The following is a 17,292-nucleotide window of genomic DNA, read 5'->3' as shown; positions in this document are numbered from 1 at the left end:
TCCCGCTTGCGGGAGAGGTCGGAGACGCGAAGCGGCTCCGGGTGAGGGTTCTTTGTCGAGGCCGGTGCCGGCCCTCACCCGGTCGTCCTGCGGACGCCCGACCTCTCCCGCCAGGCGGGAGAGGCAACGCAAAAGGACGGGTAGCCTCTCTCCGACCGCGCTCATACCATGTGTCCGATCAGGTCGACCTGGGCCGGCTTGCGGCCGGGTTCGGCGCTTAACCGGGCGGTGATGGCGCCGTCGCGCATCGCCAGCACGGTGTGGCTGAGGCCGATCGTCTCCTCCAGCGTGTCGGCGATCAGGATCACCGAGAGGCCCTCGGCGCACAGCGTCCGGATCAGGCGGAACACCTCCTCCTTGGCGCCGACATCGATGCCGCGGGTCGGGTGGTCGAGGATCAGGATCCGCGACTGCGCCGTCAGCCACTTGGCCAGTACCACCTTCTGCTGGTTGCCGCCCGAGAGCGACAGGCAGGGCGCGTCCGGCCCGGCGGCGCGGATCGCCAGCCGCTGAGTCCAGTCCTGCGCCAAAGCGCGCTCGCGGGCGCGACTCAAGCCCATCGGCCCTTCCGCCACCTCCAGCCGCGCCAGGGTCATGTTGGCGGCGACCGACAGCATCATCACCAGCCCCTCGACCCGGCGCTCGCTGGGGATGAAGCCGATGCCGTGCCCGACCGCGTCGGCCGGGGAGGCGAAGCGCACCGGCTTGCCGCCGACCTCCAGCGTCCCGGCGGTGGGCTGGACGAAGCCGAAGAAGCTGCGCACCAGCTCCTCCCGCCCCGAGCCGATGACGCCGGCGATGCCCAGCACCTCGCCGCGGCGCAGGGTCAGGTCGATGTCGCGATACTTGCCCTCGCAGCACAGCCCCTTGGCCTGCAGCACGATCTCGTCCTGCGGCGGGCGTTGTTCCGATTCCCGGTAGTATTCGGCATGGACCTCGCGCCCGACCATGATCCGGTGCAGGGTCGGGGTATCGGCCTCCGCCGCCGGCATCTCGGCGACCACGCCGCCATCCTTCATGACGTAGATGCGGTCGCTGATCGCCAGCACCTCGTCCAGCCGGTGCGAGACGAAGACGAAGCTGGCCCGGCTCTTCAGCGCCCGGACGCGAGCGAACAGCAGGTCGATCTCGGCCTGCTCCAGCACCGAGGTCGGCTCGTCCAGCAGGATCACCAGATCGCCCTCGACCCGGTCCTCCAGCGCCAGCGCCTTGGCCAGCTCGACCATCTGGCGGGCGGCAAAGCTGAGGTCCTGCGCCCGGGTCGCCGGGTCGATGTCGAGCCCGACCTTCTCCAGCTGCCGGCGCGCCGCGGCGTTCAGCCGGCGCCAGTCGATCAGGCCGAGGCGGATGAAGCCCTGCTCCTGGCCCAGGAAGATGTTCTCGGCGACGCTCAGGTTCAGCAGCAGCGACTGCTCCTGGAACACCATGGCGATGCCGCGGGCATTGGCCTGGCGCGGATCGGCCAGGTGCAGCGCCTGGCCGTCGCGGCGCAGCTCGCCGCCGGACGGCTGCTGCACCCCGGCCAGGATGCGCATCAGCGTCGACTTGCCGGCGCCGTTCTCGCCGACCAGCCCGACCACCTCGCGCGGCCGGATCTCGACATCGACGCCCTTTAGCGCCTGGACGCTGCCGAAGGATTTCTGGAGGGCGATGGCCTGCAGCATGGCGTCACTTCACGATGCGAAGCTGCGACCGGTCGAGCGACAGCGCGACCGCGGCGATGATCATCAGGCCCTGGGCGGCCTGCTGCAGATAGGGCGGGATGCCCAGCAGCACCATGCCGTTGGCCAGGACGGCGACGATCAGCACGCCGATCAGCGCGTTCAGCACGCCGCCCTGCCCGCCCATCAGCGAGGTGCCGCCGACCACCACGGCGGTGACCGTGGTGAACAGCCGGCCGGTGCCGATCTCGGCATTGGCCAGGCCCAGCTGCGCCGCCGCCAGCACGCTGGCCAGGCCGTAGAAGGTGCCGGCCAGGGCGAAGGCGATGACCTTGGTGCGCCGGATCGGCACGCCGGACAGCGCCGCCAAATCCTCGCCGCCGCCGATGGCGTAGACGTGGCGGCCGAAGCGGGTCTGGGTCTGGATCACCCAGGCCACGCCCAGCGCCGCCAGCGCGATCCACACCGACAGCGGCATCCCGGCCAGCCGGGTCAGGGCCAGGGCCCGGATGTCGGGATCGAGGATCCGGACCGAGCCGCCGCCCAGCAGGATGGTGGCGGTGCCCAGGCCGATGAACCAGCTGCCGATCGTGGCCATGAAGGACGGGATCCGCAGGCCGACATGCAGCGCGCCGTTGAGCAGCCCCATGGCGGTACCCGCGGCGACGGCGACAGGCACGGCGGCGAGGCCGATGCCGGCCCCGCCGCCGCTGTCATTGGCCACCAGCAGGGTCAGCACGATCGCCGCCACCGCCATCATGCCCTCGATCGACAGGTCGATGCTGCCGAGCAGGATGATGAAGGTGGCGCCGAGCGTCAGCACCAGCGGGATCGAGGCGGCAGTGGCCACCCGGACGAAGTTGCCAGTGCTGAGGAAGTTCGGGTTGGCCAGGCCGAGCAGCAGGCACAGCGCGACCAGCACGATCAGCGGCGCCGCCAGGCGCAGGCGCCGCTCCAGCTTCGCCCGGCCGGCGACGGATCGCGGCCGGGCCGCCGCCGGAGCGGTGTGGGACTGCACGGACACGGGGCCGACCGTCAGCCCGGCCGGACCTGGCCGGTGACCCGGCCCCACAGGTCGTCGTAGTCGATCTTCGGCTCGGATTCGATGTTCGACTTGTAGAAGGCCTCGACGTTCTCCTTCGTCACGACGATGCCCTGGCCATAGAACTCGCGGTGCTCCTTCGGCTCCTTGGCCGGGTCGAACTTGCCGAGCGAGGCGGCATAGGGGATGGCGAGGCCCATGCTGCCCTGCCAGTAGGGGTCGGAGGACACGGTGGCGGCGAACTCGCCGGTCTTCACGCCCTCGACCGCCGCCTTGATGCCGTCGATGCCGGTGACCGGCACCTTGCCGGCCAGCCCCTCGGACCGCAGCGCCTCGAGCGCGCCGACGCCCATGTCGTCATTGGCGGCCCAGACGCCCTTGATCTCGTCGCCGAACCGGGTCAGCCAGGCGGCAACCACGTCATAGGCCTTGGTCGACTGCCAGTCGGCGACCTGGAAGTCGAGCAGCTTCACGTCGGGATGGGCCGCCACCACCTTGTCCAGCCCGGCCTTGCGCGCGATCGCCACGGTGTTGGAGATGATGCCGCCCAGCGCGACGATGCCGCCCTTGCCGCCGATCGACTTGACCAGCGCCTCGCCGGTCTCGGCGCCGTAGCGCTCGCCATCGAAGGTGACGAAGGCGGTGTAGTACGGGTTGTGGTCCCAGGGGTGCAGGTCGGCCGGCTTGTTCCACTGCGACATGACATAGACCTTCGCGGCGGCGCAGGCCTCGACGATCGGCGTGGCGTCGGCCGAATCGTTCGGGTCGAGGTTCAGCACCATATTGCCGCCGGTCTTGGCCAGGATCGCGCGGATGTCGGCCAGCCCCTTCTCGCTGTCGCCCTCGGTCACCAGCGTGACCAGCTCGAGCCCGACCGCCTTGGCGTAGGTCTCGGCGCCCTGCTTCCAGGCAGCGTGATAGGGGTTGGAGAGGGACCGGATCGAGGTCACCAGGGTCGGCTTGTCGGCGGCGAAGCCGCGGCGCACGAAGCCGGCGGGCGCGGCCAGGCCGACGCCGATCGCCGCAGCCCCCTTCAGCGCACCGCGCCGGGTCAGGGACATCGAAAGCGGAATGCCCTTCATGTTCGTCTCTCCCTGAAATATTTTTGCGTTGACTAGCTATGCACCAGTGGTGACTAGCTATGCATCCGCCGGTTCCGACGTCAATCGGAAAAAATCGTATCTACGGAGGCGGCGCCGAATCATCCGGCGGCATGGGGAGGAGCGATGCGAGATCCGGTCCACAAGCGTCGGGCGACGCCGCGATGACGCGGCTGAAGAAATACGCCTCCTCCACCGATGTGGCGCGGCTGGCGGGGGTGTCGCAGTCGGCGGTGTCGCGCACCTACAAGCCAGGCGCCAGCGTGTCGGAGGAGACCAGGGCCAAGGTGCTGGCGGCGGCGCATGAGCTGGACTACCGGCCCAGCATGATCCCGCGGATCATGCTGACCCAGCGGTCGCACCTGGTCGCGATCGTCATCGGCGGCATGTACAACCCGTTCTACGCGACGGTGCTGGAGCAGTTCACCAGCCGGCTGCAGGCGGGCGGCTGGCAGGTGCTGCTGCTGCATGTCGACAGCGGCCATTCCTTCGACGCGGCGATCCCGCGCCTGGCCAGCTACCGCGTCGACGCGATCGTCAGCGCGCTGGCGGTGCTGGGGCCGGACACGGCGGAGGCGCTGGCCCGGTTCCGGATCCCGGTGATCTCGTTCAACACCCCGGCGCAGAACGACTTCCTGTCCTCGGTGTGCTGCGATAACACCGGCGCGGCCCGGGCGGCGGCGGATCTGTTCGTGGCCCGCGGCGCCCGCCGCTTCGGCTACATCGCCGGCCCGGCCGACAGCCCGGCCAACCAGGACCGGCTGGGCGGCTTCCGCGACCGGCTGCGCGAGCTGGGCCTGCCCGAGCCGGCCGTGATCGGCGGCCATTTCCGCTATGAGGGCGGCTACGCCTCGGCGCTGCAGATGTGCGCCGGACCGGACCGGCCGGATGCGATCTTCTGCGCCAACGACCTGGTGGCGATCGGCGCGATCGACGCGCTGCGCCGGGAGCTGCGGTTGAAGGTGCCGGAGGACGTGATGATCGCCGGCTTCGACGACATCCCCGCGGCAGGCTATGCCGGCTACGACCTGACCACCTTCGTGCATGACGCCGCCCGCATGGTCGACGCGTCGCTGAAGATCCTGCGCGCCGCCACCGCCGCCCCGCCCGAGCCGCATGAGCACCGGGTCGTGGTGCCGGCGATGCTGATCGAGCGCGCGACCACGGCGCGGCGCGCCTGAACCGGACAGGAGAGGACCATGATCATCGGCGCCCGCTTCCCCGGCCGCTATCTGCAGGGCCCCGGCATCGTCGCCCGGCTGGGGCAGGAGCTGGCCGGCTTCGGCGACCGGGCCGTCATCGTGCTGGACCGTGGCGTGCACGACCTGCTGGCGGACACGCTGCGCGCGGCCTGCGACGGCCATCTGGCGATCGAGCTGATCCGCCATGGCGGCGAATGCTCGAAGGACGAGATCGCGTCGGTTGCCGCCGCCGCCCGCGCCGCCGGCGCCCGGGTGGTGCTCGGCGTCGGCGGCGGCAAGGCGCTGGACACCGCCAAGGCGGCGGCGCATGAGGCCGGCGCCGCCTGCGTGGTGATGCCGACCATCGCCGCCTCGGACGCGCCCTGCAGCGCGCTGGCCGTGGTCTACAAGCCGGACGGGTCGGTCGACCACGACTACTTCCTGCCGCGCAACCCGGACCTGGTGATCGTCGACACCGAGATCGTCGCCAGGGCCCCGGCCCGCTTCCTGGCGGCCGGGATCGGCGATGCGCTGGCGACGTATTACGAGGCCGAGGCCTGCCGCCGCAGCGGCGCCCTGAACTGCCTCGGCGTCCGCGGCGTGCCTTTGGCCTATGAGATCGCCCGGCTGTGCCGCGACACGGTGTTCGAGTTCGGCGTCGCCGCCCTGGCGGAGTGCGACGCCAAGACCCCGGGCCCGGCCTTCGAGCGGATCGTCGAGGCCAACATCCTGCTGAGCGGCCTCGGCTTCGAATCCGGCGGCGTCGCCGGCGCCCACGCCATCCATCACGGCCTGTCGGAGCTGGAGGAGGTGCACCACCATCTGCATGGCGAGAAGGTCGCGATCGGCGTGCTGGCCGAGCTGAAGCTGCAGGGCGTTCCGGAAGCGGAATACCGCCGGGTGCGCGACTTCTGCGCCGCGGTGCGGCTGCCGACCCGGCTGCGCGACATCGGCATAACCGACGCCACCGAGGCCAAGCTGCGGATCGTGGCCGAGCGCGCCTGCCGCCCCGGCGAGATCATGCACAACGAGGCCATGAAGGTGACTGCGGACATGGTGGTCCGCGTCCTGCGCGAGCTGGTCTGAGACGAAGGAAGGGAAGGCCTCCCCATCTTGTCATTGCCCGGCTTGACCGGGCAATCCAGGGGCCACAGGCACCGCTCTCGATGGCCCCTGGATCCTCGGGTCAAGCCCGAGGATGACAAGGGAGGAAAAGTCGCCAGAGCGAGCATGACCTGCAGGGAATGGCTTTCGTCATTGCATCTGTCTGATTGAACGATCGACGACAACCGGAGACCATCGTGGACGAAATCAACGCAACCTTCCGGCCGGACCTCTTCGCCGGCCGGCGCGTGCTGGTGTCCGGCGCGTCGAGCGGCATCGGCTTGGCCGTGGCCCGCGGCTTCCGCGACGTCGGGGCCGAGGTGATCGGCACCGGCAGCTCGGAGAGCAAGCTGGCGGCGGCGCGGGCCGACGGCCGCAACGACGGCATCCGCTTCGCGACGCTGGACGTGCGCGACCCGGCGACAATCACCGGCTTCGTCGGCGCCCTGCCCGGCCTGGACATCCTGGTCAACGCCGCCGGCATCGCCCGGCCGGAGGCGGAGTTCACCGAGGCCACCTATCTCGAGGTGATCGAGGTCAACCTGCACAGCGTCATGCGCCTGTCGATGGCGGCGCGGCCGCATCTGGCAGCCAGCCGCGGCAGCATCATCAGCTTCGCCTCGATGCTGAGCTACCTGGCCGATCCCAGCGTCCCGGCCTATGGCGCCAGCAAGACCGGCGTGGTCGGGCTGACCCGGCACCTGGCCCATGCCTTCGGGCCGGAGGGCATCCGGGTCAACGCCATCTCGCCCGGCTATCACCGCACCGACATGACCAAGGCGCTGTGGTCGGACCCGGAGGCGACGGCGCGGATCGCCGCGCGCTCGGCCCTGAAGCGCTGGGGCGAGGCCGAGGACCTGGTCGGCACCGCCCTGTTCCTCGCCTCGCCCGCCGCCGCCTTCCTGACCGGCGCCGACATCCCGGTCGATGGCGGCTATGTGACCGGCTGAGCCGCCGCCCAGGTTTCGGCGATCGCCACCACCGCGGCATTGACCGGGCCGCTGGTGATCGAGGGGATGACCGAGGCGTCGACCACGAACAGGCCGTCGATGCCATGCACCGCGAGCGACGCGTCGACCACAGGCCCGAGGCTGCAGGTGCCGACCGGGTGGTGATGGGTCATCGCCGCCCGCGCCAGGAAGGCGTCGAGATCGGCATCCGCCTCAACCCCCGGGCCGGGAAGGATCTCGCCGTCGCTCCACTCCGCCAGCGGTGCGGCCCGGCCGACCTGGCGGGCCTGGCGCAGCGCCGCGCGAAAAGTCCGGCGGTCATGCTCGGTCGAGAGATAGGCCGGATCGATGACCGGCGCATCCGCCACCGACGGCCCGCCGGGGCGGATCGCGCCGCGGCTGGTCGGGTGGGTGACGCCGCACAGGATGGTGTAGGCGGTGCCGGCCTCCGGCCGGGCGAAGGCCTCGGTCACCACCGGCAGCACGACGCAGGCCAGGACAACGTCCGGCGCGCCCGCCGCCCGCGACGGGTCGCCGCTGTGCAGATACATCAGCGATTCCGAATGCTGCAGCCGCGACGGCGCCACCGGCCGGCGGGCGCGATAGACATTGCCGGCCGCCAGCAGATGGTCGTGCAGGTTGCGCCCGACCTGCGGCAGCTCGTGCCGGCAGGCGATGCCGGCGCCACCCAGAATCTCCGGATCGCCGATGCCGGAGCACATCAGCAGCAGCGGCGAGGCGACCGCGCCGGCGCAGACCACGACCCGGTCGGCGGTCACGATCTCTTCCGCCCCGTCCCGGGTGATCCGGACGCCACGGGCCTGGCCGCCCTGCAGCACCAGGTCGTGGACCAGGATCTCGGTCAGCAGCGTCAGATTCGGGCGACCGAGGACCGGCGCGAGATAGGCGTCGGCGACGCTGAGGCGCCGCCCGTCGCGGATCGTCAGCTGGTTCGGCGCCACGCCGGCCAGCGGCCCGGCATTGTGGTCGCCGAGCCAGGGCGCGCCGATCGCCAGACCGGCTTCCATATAGTCGCGGACCAGCGGGTGGATCTGCTCGTCCGGCAGCAGCACGTCGAGCGGCCCGGCATCGCCATGCACGGCCGAGGCGCCGCCCGAGAACCGCTCGCTGCGGCGGAAGGCCGGCAGCAGCGCCTTATGACTCCAGTCCGGGCCGCCCGCCGCGGCCCAGGGCGCGAAATCGTCGGGATGGCCGCGGACATGGGCCATGGCGTGCAGGCAGCTGGAGCCGCCGACGATGCGGCCGCGCGGCCAGTCATGGACGCGGCCGGCCGTCCCCGGCTGCGGCACGGTGCGATAGGCCCAGTCATAGGCCCGCCCCTGCAGGAAGGGCCATTGCGCGGGCACGGCGATGTCCGGGTCGGACGGCATCGCCCCGGCCTCGACCAGCCCGACGGACAGGCTGGGATCCTCGCTGAGCCGCGCCGCCACCACCGAGCCGGCGGAGCCGGCGCCGATCACCAGCACGTCGAAACCGGCCATGCGCGCTCCCCCCGCTGCGAAGGAAAGGCCGTCAGGCCACGGCCATGCCGGGGCCGAGGCGGTCGAGGATCTGACGCTGCACCGCGCCGAGATGGGCCCGCATCGCCTGTTCCGCCGCGTCCGGGTCGCGCGCGGCGATGGCGTCGGCGATCGCCTTGTGCTCGGCGTCGCGCTGGCGCAGCCGGTTCGGGCAGCTCGGGTTGTCGCTGTTGCCGAAGCGCAGCCGGGCGTCGGTCGCCACCTGGCGGATCAGGGCGTAGAGCTCGGTCGCCAGGCTGTTGCGCGCACCGGCCGCGACCGCCTTGTGGAAGGCCAGGTCGACCGCCCCGGCCGAGGCGCCGGGCGGCGTGCTGGCGGCGCGCTGGATGCGCATGATCTCGAAGGGCGAGGCGCGCAACGCCGCCAGCCGGGCCAGCGCCGGCTCCAGCATCATGCGCAGCTCGATGATCTCGACCGGGTTGGTGTCGCGGGCGACGCCCCGCCGCGCTGCCGTGGTCCGCGGCCGCCCGGCCCGGGCCGGCTCCAGCTCTCCGGCCGCGCGCAGCTGGTCGAGCGCCTGCCGCAGCCGGTGGCGCTTGACGTTCAGCCGCTCCGCCAGGGCCCGTTCGGACGGCTTGCCCTGGCCGGCGGCGAGGATGCCGCGCACCGCCGCGACGATCTCGGCGAGGCTGTCGTCACGGCTGGAGGGATCTGGCGTCTGATCGTCGGCGTTCTGGTGATCGAAAGGCGCCGATCGGTTCATCCTGGTCCCTCTGGCTTGATTCTTGGCGTTTGTCCCACGGCCGGCCCGCCCCGCAACCACGGCATCGGCAGTCCCGACCACTTGGGCCACCATAGCAACCATTTGCTATGGTTGACAAGAATGGTTGGCAGTGGTCGAGTTGAGTCCAGCAAGCGCCGCCGAGACCGGCGCAACCCGACAGGAGGCTTCCGGTGACCCCCGCCGCAGGCTACGACACCGTCATCGTCGGCGCCGGCTCCGCCGGCTGCGTCCTCGCCGCCCGGCTGACCGAGGATCCGAGCCGCCGCGTGCTGCTGCTGGAGGCCGGCGGCTGGGACCGGGACCCCTGGATCCACATCCCGCTGGGCTGGGGCAAGATCCTGCAGAAGCGGCTGCACGACTGGGGCTACTTCAACGAGCCCGAGGCCAATGTCGACGGCCGCCGGGTGGAATGCGCCCGCGGCAAGGTGGTCGGCGGCTCGTCCTCCACCAACGCCATGGCCTATGTCCGCGGCAATCGCGGCGACTACGACCGCTGGGCCGCGTCCGGGCTGGACGAATGGTCCTACGCCCACGCCCTGCCCTATTTCCGGCGGCTCGAATCCTGGGAAGGCGGCGCCGATGCCTGGCGCGGCGGCGACGGCCCGATGCGGGTGCAGCATTGCCGCTACCAGGACCCGCTGCTCGACGCCTATGCCGCCGCCGGCCAGGCGGCCGGCCACGGCTGGACCGAGGACTACAACGGCGCCCGGCAGGAGGGCTTCGGCCGGCTGCAGATGACGATCCGCGACGGCCGGCGCTGCAGCGCCGCGACCGCCTATCTGCGGCCGGCGCTGCGACGGCCGAACCTGACCGTCTCGGTCGGATCGATGGCCACGCGCATCCTGCTCGAAGGCACCCGCGCGGTCGGCGTCGAATACGTCAAGGACGGCCAGACCCATAGCGCCCGAGCCGATGCCGAGGTGATCCTGTCCGGCGGCGTGATCAACAGCCCGCAGCTGCTGATGCTGTCGGGCATCGGCGACCCCGAGCAGCTGGCGGCGCAGGGCATCGGCACCCGCATCCCGCTCAAGGGCGTCGGCCAGAACCTGCAGGACCACGTCTCGACCATCCTGATGTATCAGCGCCGCGAGCCGGGGCCGTTCCACCGCATGATGCGCGCCGACCGGATCGCGCTCGAGCTCGGCAAGGCCTATGCCTTCGGCAAGGGCTTCGCCGCCGATGTTCCGGGCGGCATCGTCGCCTTCCTGAAGAGCCGGGCGGAGCGGACGCTGCCCGACGTGCAGTTCCTGCTGACCGCGGCGCCGCTCGGCGCCTGGCCCTATTTCAAGCCGTTCAAGCAGCCCTTCACCGACGCCTTCGCCTGCCGTGTGGTGGCGATCCAGCCGGAGAGCCGCGGCACCGTCTCCCTCGCCTCCGCCGACCCGATGGCGGCGCCGCTGATCCGCCAGAATTTCCTGGCGACCGATGCCGACTGGGCCAGCCTGCGCGCCGGCATCCGGACGGCGCGGGAGGTGATGGCGCAGGGCCCGATGGCCCGCTTCGTCGCCCGCGAATCCGCGCCCGGCCCGGCCAAGGCGACGGATGCCGAGATCGACGCCTATATCCGCGCCAGCTCGATCACCGTGCACCACCCGCTCGGCACCTGCCGCATGGGCGTGTCGGCCGATGACGGGGCGGTGGTCGACCCGCAGCTGCGGGTGCATGGCGCCGAAGGCCTGCGCGTGGTCGACGCCGCGGTGATGCCCGATTTGACCTGCGGCAACATCAACGCCGCGGTGCTGATGATCGCCGAGCGCGCCGCCGACCTGATCCGCGGCGTGCCGACCCTGGCGCCGGTTCCGATCCCGACCAACGGATCAACCAATCACCAACCAGACACCACTCAACCAAACAATATGGTTGAAACGGTCGACCAGCGGGCATACCGTCGTGGGTAAGGCTGGACAAACGATCCGAGACAGGGGAGCGACATGACGGACACACGCGCCGCGGCGCAATCGGCGTCCAATCGCGATGCCGCCCTGAAGGCGCTGTACGACGACGTCTTCACCAAGAACATGTTCCCGTTCTGGGCCAGCTCGACCGAAATCGATCACGACGAGATCAAGCAGCTGATGGGCACCCAGAAGGCGCTGCCCTTCCTGTGGAGCTACAAGGACGACATCGCGCCGATCCTGCAGCGCTCCGCCGAGCTGATCCATATGGACGATTCCGAGCGGCGCTCGCTGATCCTGGTCAATCCCGGCCTGTCGCCGCGGCGGGCCACGGTCAGCACCATGTACACCGCCTATCGCCTGAACGACCCGAACGAGGTGATGCCGCCGCACCGGCATTCGCCCAGCGCCATCCGCTTCGGCCTGACCGGCAAGAGCAACTTCACCGGCGTCGAGGGCGAGGACATCACCTTCGGCCCGGGCGACATGGTGCTGACGCCGATCGACGCCTGGCACAACCACGGCAACACGGGCGACGAGCCGGCGGTCAACCTGTCGGTGCTGGACCTGCCGTTGGTCGAGACGCTGAACGCGGTCTATTTCGAGCACGACTATGCCGAGAGCGGCGTCGCTAAGAAGGTGCAGAGCGCCCGCTTCCCCAGCGACTATTCCGCCCGCGTCTACGGTGCCGGCGGGCTGCGGCCGCGCTTCATCGACCACCATCGCGGCTCCGGCCTGTCGTCGCCGATGTATGTCTATCGCTGGGACGCGATGCGGGAGCAGCTGGAGCGGTTCAAGGACTGGGACGGCGACCCGTATGAGGCGCTGATGATCGAGTATGTCGACCCGCTGACCGGCGGGCCGGTGTTCAAGACCATCACCTTCTTCGCCCAGATGCTGCGGCCGGGCGAGCGCACCCGCCCGCTGCGCCAGACCGCCAGCCTGCTGGTGGCGCCGTTCCAGGGCAGCGGCCATTCCATCGTCGACGGCAAGCGCTTCGACTGGGCCGAGTTCGACACGCTGGCGGTGCCCGGCGGATCGTGGTGCGAGCATGTGAACGGGTCGGAGACCGAGCCCGCGATCCTGTTCGTGGCCAGCGACGAGCCGGCGCAGAAGGCCTTCGGCCTGTTCCGCAAATGGGGCCGCGACGCCAGCGGCGACGTGGTCCGCATGATCTGACGGCCTCTCTCCTCCCCCGAACGACCCGAGGCCCCATTGCCGATCTCCGCCAACACCACCCTCGTCTCGCATATCGACTGCCCGGGCGGCGGCCAGGTCTGGGTCGAGGGCACGACGCTGTATATCGGCCATATGCGCTGGCCCAGCGGCACGACCATCGTCGACGTCGCCGACCCCCGCAACCCGAAGGTGATCGCCCGGCTGGAGCTGCCCGAGGGCTGGCACTCGCACAAGGTGCGGGTGAAGGACGGCATCATGATCGTCAACCATGAGAAGCTGGGCCAGAGCGGCCCGGCCGAGTTCGGCGGCGGCATCGCCATCTACGACGTCTCCCGGCCCAGCGCGCCGAAGCTGATCTCGAAATGGATGACCGCCGGCCGCGGCGTCCACCGCTACGATTTCGACGGCCGCTACGCCTATATCTCGCCGACCGCCGAGGGCTATGTCGGCAACATCGTGATGATCCTCGACCTGATCGACCCGGCCCGGCCGGTCGAGGTCGGGCGCTGGTGGATCCCCGGCCAGTGGACCGGCGGCGGCGAGGAATACCCCTGGGCCGAATGGGTGTCGCCGCGCTGCCACCACCCGATCCGGGCGGGCGACCGGCTGTATGTCAGCTACTGGCACCACGGGCTGTTCATCCTCGACATCGCCGACATGGCGCGGCCGAAGCTGATCTCGCAGCTGAACACCAGCCCGTCCTTCCCGCACCCGACCCACACCTGCCTGCCGGTGCCGCAGCTGCTGAAGGGCCGCAAGATCATGGTGGTGGCCGATGAGGACGTGGCCAAGCTGCGGCCGTCGCCGCCCGCCTTCACCTGGATCTACGACATCACCGATGAGCGGCTGCCGCTGCCGATCGCGACCTTCCAGGTGCCGGGGCTGGACCGGGACGGGTCGCCGCAGCCGCCGATGACCGGCTGCCACCAGCCGTCGGAGCGCTTCACCGGCACGGTCATCCCCTTCGCCTGGTTCGCGCAGGGGCTGCGGCTGGTCGACATCGCCGACCCCTTCGCGCCGCGCGAGGTCGGCCATTTCCTGCCCGACCCGCCGGCCGGCGAGGAGCGGGCGTCGTCGAACGACGTCACCATCGACGATCGCGGCCTGATCTACCTGATCGACCGTATCAACGGCGTCGACATCATCGAAACCAGCGCCTTCTGAAGGGGACCCGCCGTGCCCGACACCGCACCGCGCTACGCCATCGGTCGCAAGAACCCGAACCTGCCGTTCCACCCCGCGGTGCGGGCCGGCGACTTCATCTTCGTCTCCGGCCAGGTCGGCAAGGATGCCGATGGCAACATGGTCGACGGCACGATCGAGGAGGAGACGCGGGCGACGATCGAGGCGATCCAGCGGGTGCTGGCCGAGGACGGCGCCACCCTGGCCGATGTCGTCCGGGTCACGACCTATCTCGAGGATACCCGCGACTTCGGCCGTTACAACAAAGTCTTCGCCGAATACTTCAAGGACGCGGTGCTGGCACGGACCACGGTCGAGGCCCGCGCCGTGATCAACACCAAGGTCGAGATGGACGCCATCGCCTATCGCCCGCTGCAGGGCGCGTGAAGCTCGGGAGGCAAGGATGATCAGACTGCTGGGCCGGCACACCTCCGGCAATGTGCAGAAGGTGCTGTGGCTGCTGGAGGAGCTGGGCGTCGCCTATGAGCGCGAGGATTACGGCCGCCAGTTCGGCAACACCCAGACCGACGAATACCGGGCGCTGAACCCCAACGCCAAGGTGCCGACCCTGGTCGCCGGCGACACGGTGATCTGGGAGTCGCACAGCATCCTGCGCTACCTCGCGGCGATGTACGGCCCGGCCCTGACCGGCGCGACCCCGGCCGAGAAGGCCGATGTCGAGCGCTGGATGGACTGGCTGCTGGCCAGCGTCAACAGCCTCTACGTCGCCATCTTCAAGGACGCGAAGAAGCCGCCGGAGGAGCGCGGCGCCGAGTTCGCGGCGCAGGCCAAGGAGCTGGCGGAGCTGCTGGCAATCGCCGACCGGCATCTGGCCGGGCGGGACTGGTTCGCGCTCGGCCGGCTGACCGTCGCCGATGTCGCGCTGGGGCCGATCCTGAAGCGCTGCCTGGGCTTCCCGATCGACCGGCCGGCCTTCGCCAACCTGGACCGCTGGCTGGCGGCGCTGGAGACCCGGCCGGCGTTCCGCAAGGCGACGGCGGGGTAAGCGGCCGCCGGCCGCCGACGGCCGGACATGGAAGGACGGGATGGGAAGAGCTGGATCATGCCCGTGACGAGACTGAAGGAGCCCCCGGCGGCACCGTCGCCCGACACCGCGCAGATCGCGGTCGAGGGCGTGTCGGTGACCTTCGACATCCTCGGCATCCGCCAGCAGGTGCTGCGCGACATCAGCCTGAGCGTGCCGCGGGGATCCTTCGTCTGCCTGATCGGCCCGTCCGGCTGCGGCAAGAGCACGCTGCTGAAGGTGCTGGCCGGGCTGGTGCGCCCGACCGCGGGCCGGGTCCGCGTCGCCGGGCTGGCGCCGGAGGAGGCGGTGCGGCGGCGGATCATCGGCCTGGTGTTCCAGGACCCGAACCTGCTGCCGTGGAAGAACGCGCTCGACAATGCGGCGCTGCTGCGCGAGGTGGCCGACAGGTCGCTGTCCCGGGCCGAGGTGCTGGAGCGGGCGCGGGCGATGCTGCGGCTGGTCGGGCTGGAGGATGCGGAGGCCAAGCGGCCGAACCAGCTGTCCGGCGGCATGCGCCAGCGCGTCGCCATCGCCCGCGCCCTGACGCTGGAGCCCGACATCCTGCTGATGGACGAGCCTTTCGGCGCGCTCGATGCGATCACGCGGGAGGAGATGAGCCGGTCGCTGCTGGAGATCTGGGAGCGCACCGGCAAGACCATCGTGCTGGTGACCCATTCGATCGACGAGGCGGTGCTGCTGTCGCGCCACGTCCATGTCATGGGTGTCGGGCCGGGCCGGATCATCGACAGCCTCGACATCCCCCTGCCCTATCCGCGCGGCGAGGACAGCTACGCCGACCCGCGCTTCCGGGCGATGGAGAGCCGGCTGCGATCGCTGCTGATCCAAGGTCACGCCTCGCGGGGGCGGCCATGAGCGACGCCACGGTCCTCGCCCGCCGGAGTTCTGCCACGTCGGGGTGGCTGCCGGCTGCCGTGCTGCTGATGATCACGATCGCGGTGTGGGAGGCGGCGATCCGGATCTTCGACGTCTCCAGCTACATCCTGCCGACGCCCTCGGCGATCGGCGCGACCCTGCTGCGCGAGGCCGGGCCGCTCTGGGAGGCGACCCAGGTCACCGCGGTCGAGATCCTGGTCGGCTTCCTGGTCGCGGCCGCGGTCGGCATCGCGCTGGCCATGTTCATCGCCCGCTTCCGCCTGCTCGGCCGGGCGCTGTATCCGCTGATCGTGCTGTTCCAGACCGTGCCGAAGGTGGCGCTGGCGCCGATCTTCATCCTGTGGTTCGGCTACGACCTGGCGCCGAAGGTCGGGCTGATCCTGGTGATCGCCTTCTTCCCGGTGACGCTGTCGATGCTGGCCGGGCTGGAGGCGGCGGAGCCCGGCCTGCTGTCGCTGATGCGGTCGGTCGGCGCCAGCCGGACCACGATCCTGCTGCGCATCCAGATCCCCTACGCCCTGCCGCAGCTGATGGCCGGGCTGAAGATCGCCGTCACCTTCAGCGTCATCGGCGCCATCGTCGGCGAGTTCGCCGGCGCCTCGGCGGGGCTGGGCTACATGATCCAGTTCGCCTCGACCCAGCTGGACACGCCGATGGTTTTCGCGGCGCTGCTGGTCGTGTCGGTGGTCGGGGTCGTCTTCTACTACGCGATGGAGCTGCTGGAGCGGCTGGTGGTGCCCTGGGCGCCGAAATTCGATCCGGCGCTGCGGTCCGCCTGATCCGAGCGAATGAAAGGCCGCGGGAGGCTGATGATGGTGAGGAGTTCGGTCTGTGGGGTCCTGCTCGGCCTGGCCGCGGCGATGCTGGCGGTTCCGGCCCTGGCCGCCGACCAGGTGAGCGTCCAGCTCGACTGGGTGGTGCGCGGCAACCACGCCATGTTCTTCGTGGCCAAAGAGAAGGGCTATTTCGCCGCGAACGGGATCGAGGTCACCGAGATCCGCAAGGGAACCGGGTCACCCGACGCCATGCGGCTGGTGGCGAACGGCAATGCCGAATTCGGCTTCGGCGACCTGCCGACCCTGGCCGTGGCCCGGTCGCAGAACGTGCCGGTGGTGGCGCTGGCCGCCGTCAACCAGCGCTCGCCGATCGGCATGATCGCCCTGGCCAAGAGCCATCAGTTGAAGGCGCCGGCCGACATCAAGGGGCTCAACATCGGCATCCATCCCGCCGGGTCGACCTATATCTTCTACAAGGCGTTCCTGGCCGCGAACGGCATGACCGAGGCCGACATGAAGATGAGCAGCGTGTCGCCGCCCTATGAGAGCTACCTGCTGCTCGGCCGGGTCGACGCGGTGCCGGGCTACATCGATGCCGAGGTGCCGGAGCTGGAGGCCAAGGCCGGCGGGCCGGGGTCGCTCAGCGTCCTCCTGGGCGCCGATTACGGCTACGACGTCTACGGCTCCGGCCTGTTCACCTCCGAGGCCATGCTCAAGGACAAGCCGGATGTGGTGAAGCGCTTCGTCGCCGCCTATCTCGAGGCCTTCCGCTTCACCGCCGAGAACCCCAAGGAGGCCGCGGCGATCACCGCCGAGGCGGCACCGGGCTATGCCGGCAAGACGGATGTGCTGGCGGCGCAGCTGCAGGCCGATATCGACCACACCTTCAGCGACGCCGACACCAAGGCCAACGGGCTGGGCTGGATGACAAAGGAGAAATGGGCGAACACGATCAAGGTGCTGACCGACCAGGGCGCGCTGAAGGGCACGGTGGCGGCCGACGCCGCCTTCACCGATGCCTATCTGAAACCCTGAG

Annotated in this window: 16 protein-coding genes; 11 read left to right on the top strand and 5 right to left on the bottom strand. The window is 70.4% G+C overall.

The window, feature by feature from the left end; genetic code table 11:
• Positions 1 to 161: 161 nt before the first annotated feature.
• Genes ACTOWL_RS19485 through ACTOWL_RS19475 form a run of 3 tightly spaced genes read right to left on the bottom strand, consistent with a single transcriptional unit; the run spans position 162 to position 3,785 of the window.
• Positions 162 to 1,664, bottom strand: a complete 1,503-nt coding sequence (locus ACTOWL_RS19485; protein WP_441322926.1) for a sugar ABC transporter ATP-binding protein — start codon at positions 1,662 to 1,664, stop codon at positions 162 to 164.
• Between the two features lie 4 nt (positions 1,665 to 1,668).
• Positions 1,669 to 2,685: an ABC transporter permease gene (locus ACTOWL_RS19480; RefSeq protein ID WP_441322925.1), complete on the bottom strand. Its 1,017-nt coding sequence runs from the start codon at positions 2,683 to 2,685 to the stop codon at positions 1,669 to 1,671.
• Positions 2,686 to 2,696: 11 nt separating this feature from the next.
• Complete coding sequence (locus ACTOWL_RS19475) at positions 2,697 to 3,785, bottom strand: sugar ABC transporter substrate-binding protein (RefSeq protein ID WP_441322924.1); 1,089 nt, start codon at positions 3,783 to 3,785, stop codon at positions 2,697 to 2,699.
• 182 nt (positions 3,786 to 3,967) lie between these two features.
• Between ACTOWL_RS19475 and ACTOWL_RS19470 the strand changes: the two genes are divergently transcribed.
• From ACTOWL_RS19470 to ACTOWL_RS19460, 3 genes are all read left to right on the top strand, one after another.
• A complete protein-coding gene (locus ACTOWL_RS19470; protein WP_441322923.1) occupies positions 3,968 to 4,984 on the top strand; it encodes a LacI family DNA-binding transcriptional regulator in 1,017 nt (338 codons plus the stop codon).
• A gap of 18 nt (positions 4,985 to 5,002) precedes the next feature.
• A complete protein-coding gene (locus ACTOWL_RS19465; RefSeq protein ID WP_441322922.1) occupies positions 5,003 to 6,070 on the top strand; it encodes a glycerol dehydrogenase in 1,068 nt (355 codons plus the stop codon).
• A gap of 215 nt (positions 6,071 to 6,285) precedes the next feature.
• Positions 6,286 to 7,038: an SDR family NAD(P)-dependent oxidoreductase gene (locus ACTOWL_RS19460; protein ID WP_441322921.1), complete on the top strand. Its 753-nt coding sequence runs from the start codon at positions 6,286 to 6,288 to the stop codon at positions 7,036 to 7,038.
• On the opposite strand, the gene ACTOWL_RS19455 is transcribed toward ACTOWL_RS19460, so the two are convergent.
• Together ACTOWL_RS19455 and ACTOWL_RS19450 are read right to left on the bottom strand one after the other, a co-directional pair.
• Positions 7,023 to 8,540, bottom strand: coding sequence for a GMC family oxidoreductase (locus tag ACTOWL_RS19455; protein ID WP_441322920.1), 1,518 nt, complete (start codon positions 8,538 to 8,540; stop codon positions 7,023 to 7,025). The genes ACTOWL_RS19460 and ACTOWL_RS19455 overlap by 16 nt on opposite strands.
• 31 nt (positions 8,541 to 8,571) lie before the next feature.
• A complete protein-coding gene (locus ACTOWL_RS19450; RefSeq protein ID WP_441322919.1) occupies positions 8,572 to 9,282 on the bottom strand; it encodes a FadR/GntR family transcriptional regulator in 711 nt (236 codons plus the stop codon).
• Positions 9,283 to 9,473: 191 nt separating this feature from the next.
• Between ACTOWL_RS19450 and ACTOWL_RS19445 the strand changes: the two genes are divergently transcribed.
• Genes ACTOWL_RS19445 through ACTOWL_RS19410 form a run of 8 tightly spaced genes read left to right on the top strand, consistent with a single transcriptional unit; the run spans position 9,474 to position 17,291 of the window.
• Entirely contained in the window at positions 9,474 to 11,201 is a 1,728-nt protein-coding gene (locus ACTOWL_RS19445; RefSeq protein ID WP_441322918.1) for a GMC family oxidoreductase, read from the top strand.
• Between the two features lie 33 nt (positions 11,202 to 11,234).
• Entirely contained in the window at positions 11,235 to 12,377 is a 1,143-nt protein-coding gene (locus ACTOWL_RS19440) for a cupin domain-containing protein (RefSeq protein ID WP_441322917.1), read from the top strand.
• A gap of 36 nt (positions 12,378 to 12,413) precedes the next feature.
• Positions 12,414 to 13,541, top strand: a complete 1,128-nt coding sequence (locus ACTOWL_RS19435; protein WP_441322916.1) for an LVIVD repeat-containing protein — start codon at positions 12,414 to 12,416, stop codon at positions 13,539 to 13,541.
• Positions 13,542 to 13,553: 12 nt separating this feature from the next.
• Positions 13,554 to 13,946 carry a RidA family protein gene (locus ACTOWL_RS19430; protein WP_441322915.1) on the top strand — a complete coding sequence of 131 codons (393 nt, stop codon included), beginning with the start codon at positions 13,554 to 13,556 and terminating at the stop codon, positions 13,944 to 13,946.
• Positions 13,947 to 13,962: 16 nt separating this feature from the next.
• The gene (locus tag ACTOWL_RS19425; protein WP_441322914.1) at positions 13,963 to 14,565 is read left to right on the top strand and encodes a glutathione S-transferase family protein; all 603 of its coding nucleotides are present in this window, start codon (positions 13,963 to 13,965) and stop codon (positions 14,563 to 14,565) included.
• Positions 14,566 to 14,622: 57 nt separating this feature from the next.
• The gene (locus tag ACTOWL_RS19420) at positions 14,623 to 15,459 is read left to right on the top strand and encodes an ABC transporter ATP-binding protein (protein ID WP_441322913.1); all 837 of its coding nucleotides are present in this window, start codon (positions 14,623 to 14,625) and stop codon (positions 15,457 to 15,459) included.
• Positions 15,456 to 16,259, top strand: coding sequence for an ABC transporter permease (locus ACTOWL_RS19415; RefSeq protein WP_441322912.1), 804 nt, complete (start codon positions 15,456 to 15,458; stop codon positions 16,257 to 16,259). Before ACTOWL_RS19420 ends, ACTOWL_RS19415 begins: the two co-directional genes overlap by 4 nt.
• A 33-nt stretch (positions 16,260 to 16,292) precedes the next feature.
• On the top strand, positions 16,293 to 17,291 hold the full coding sequence (locus ACTOWL_RS19410; protein ID WP_441322911.1) for an ABC transporter substrate-binding protein: 999 nt from the start codon (positions 16,293 to 16,295) through the stop codon (positions 17,289 to 17,291).
• Position 17,292: the final 1 nt, after the last annotated feature.

This window comes from Inquilinus sp. CA228, assembly GCF_052078665.1.
GTDB lineage: Bacteria > Pseudomonadota > Alphaproteobacteria > DSM-16000 > Inquilinaceae > Inquilinus.
Note: the sequence above shows the minus strand (reverse complement) of the source record. Positions and strands in the feature narration are given on the sequence as shown.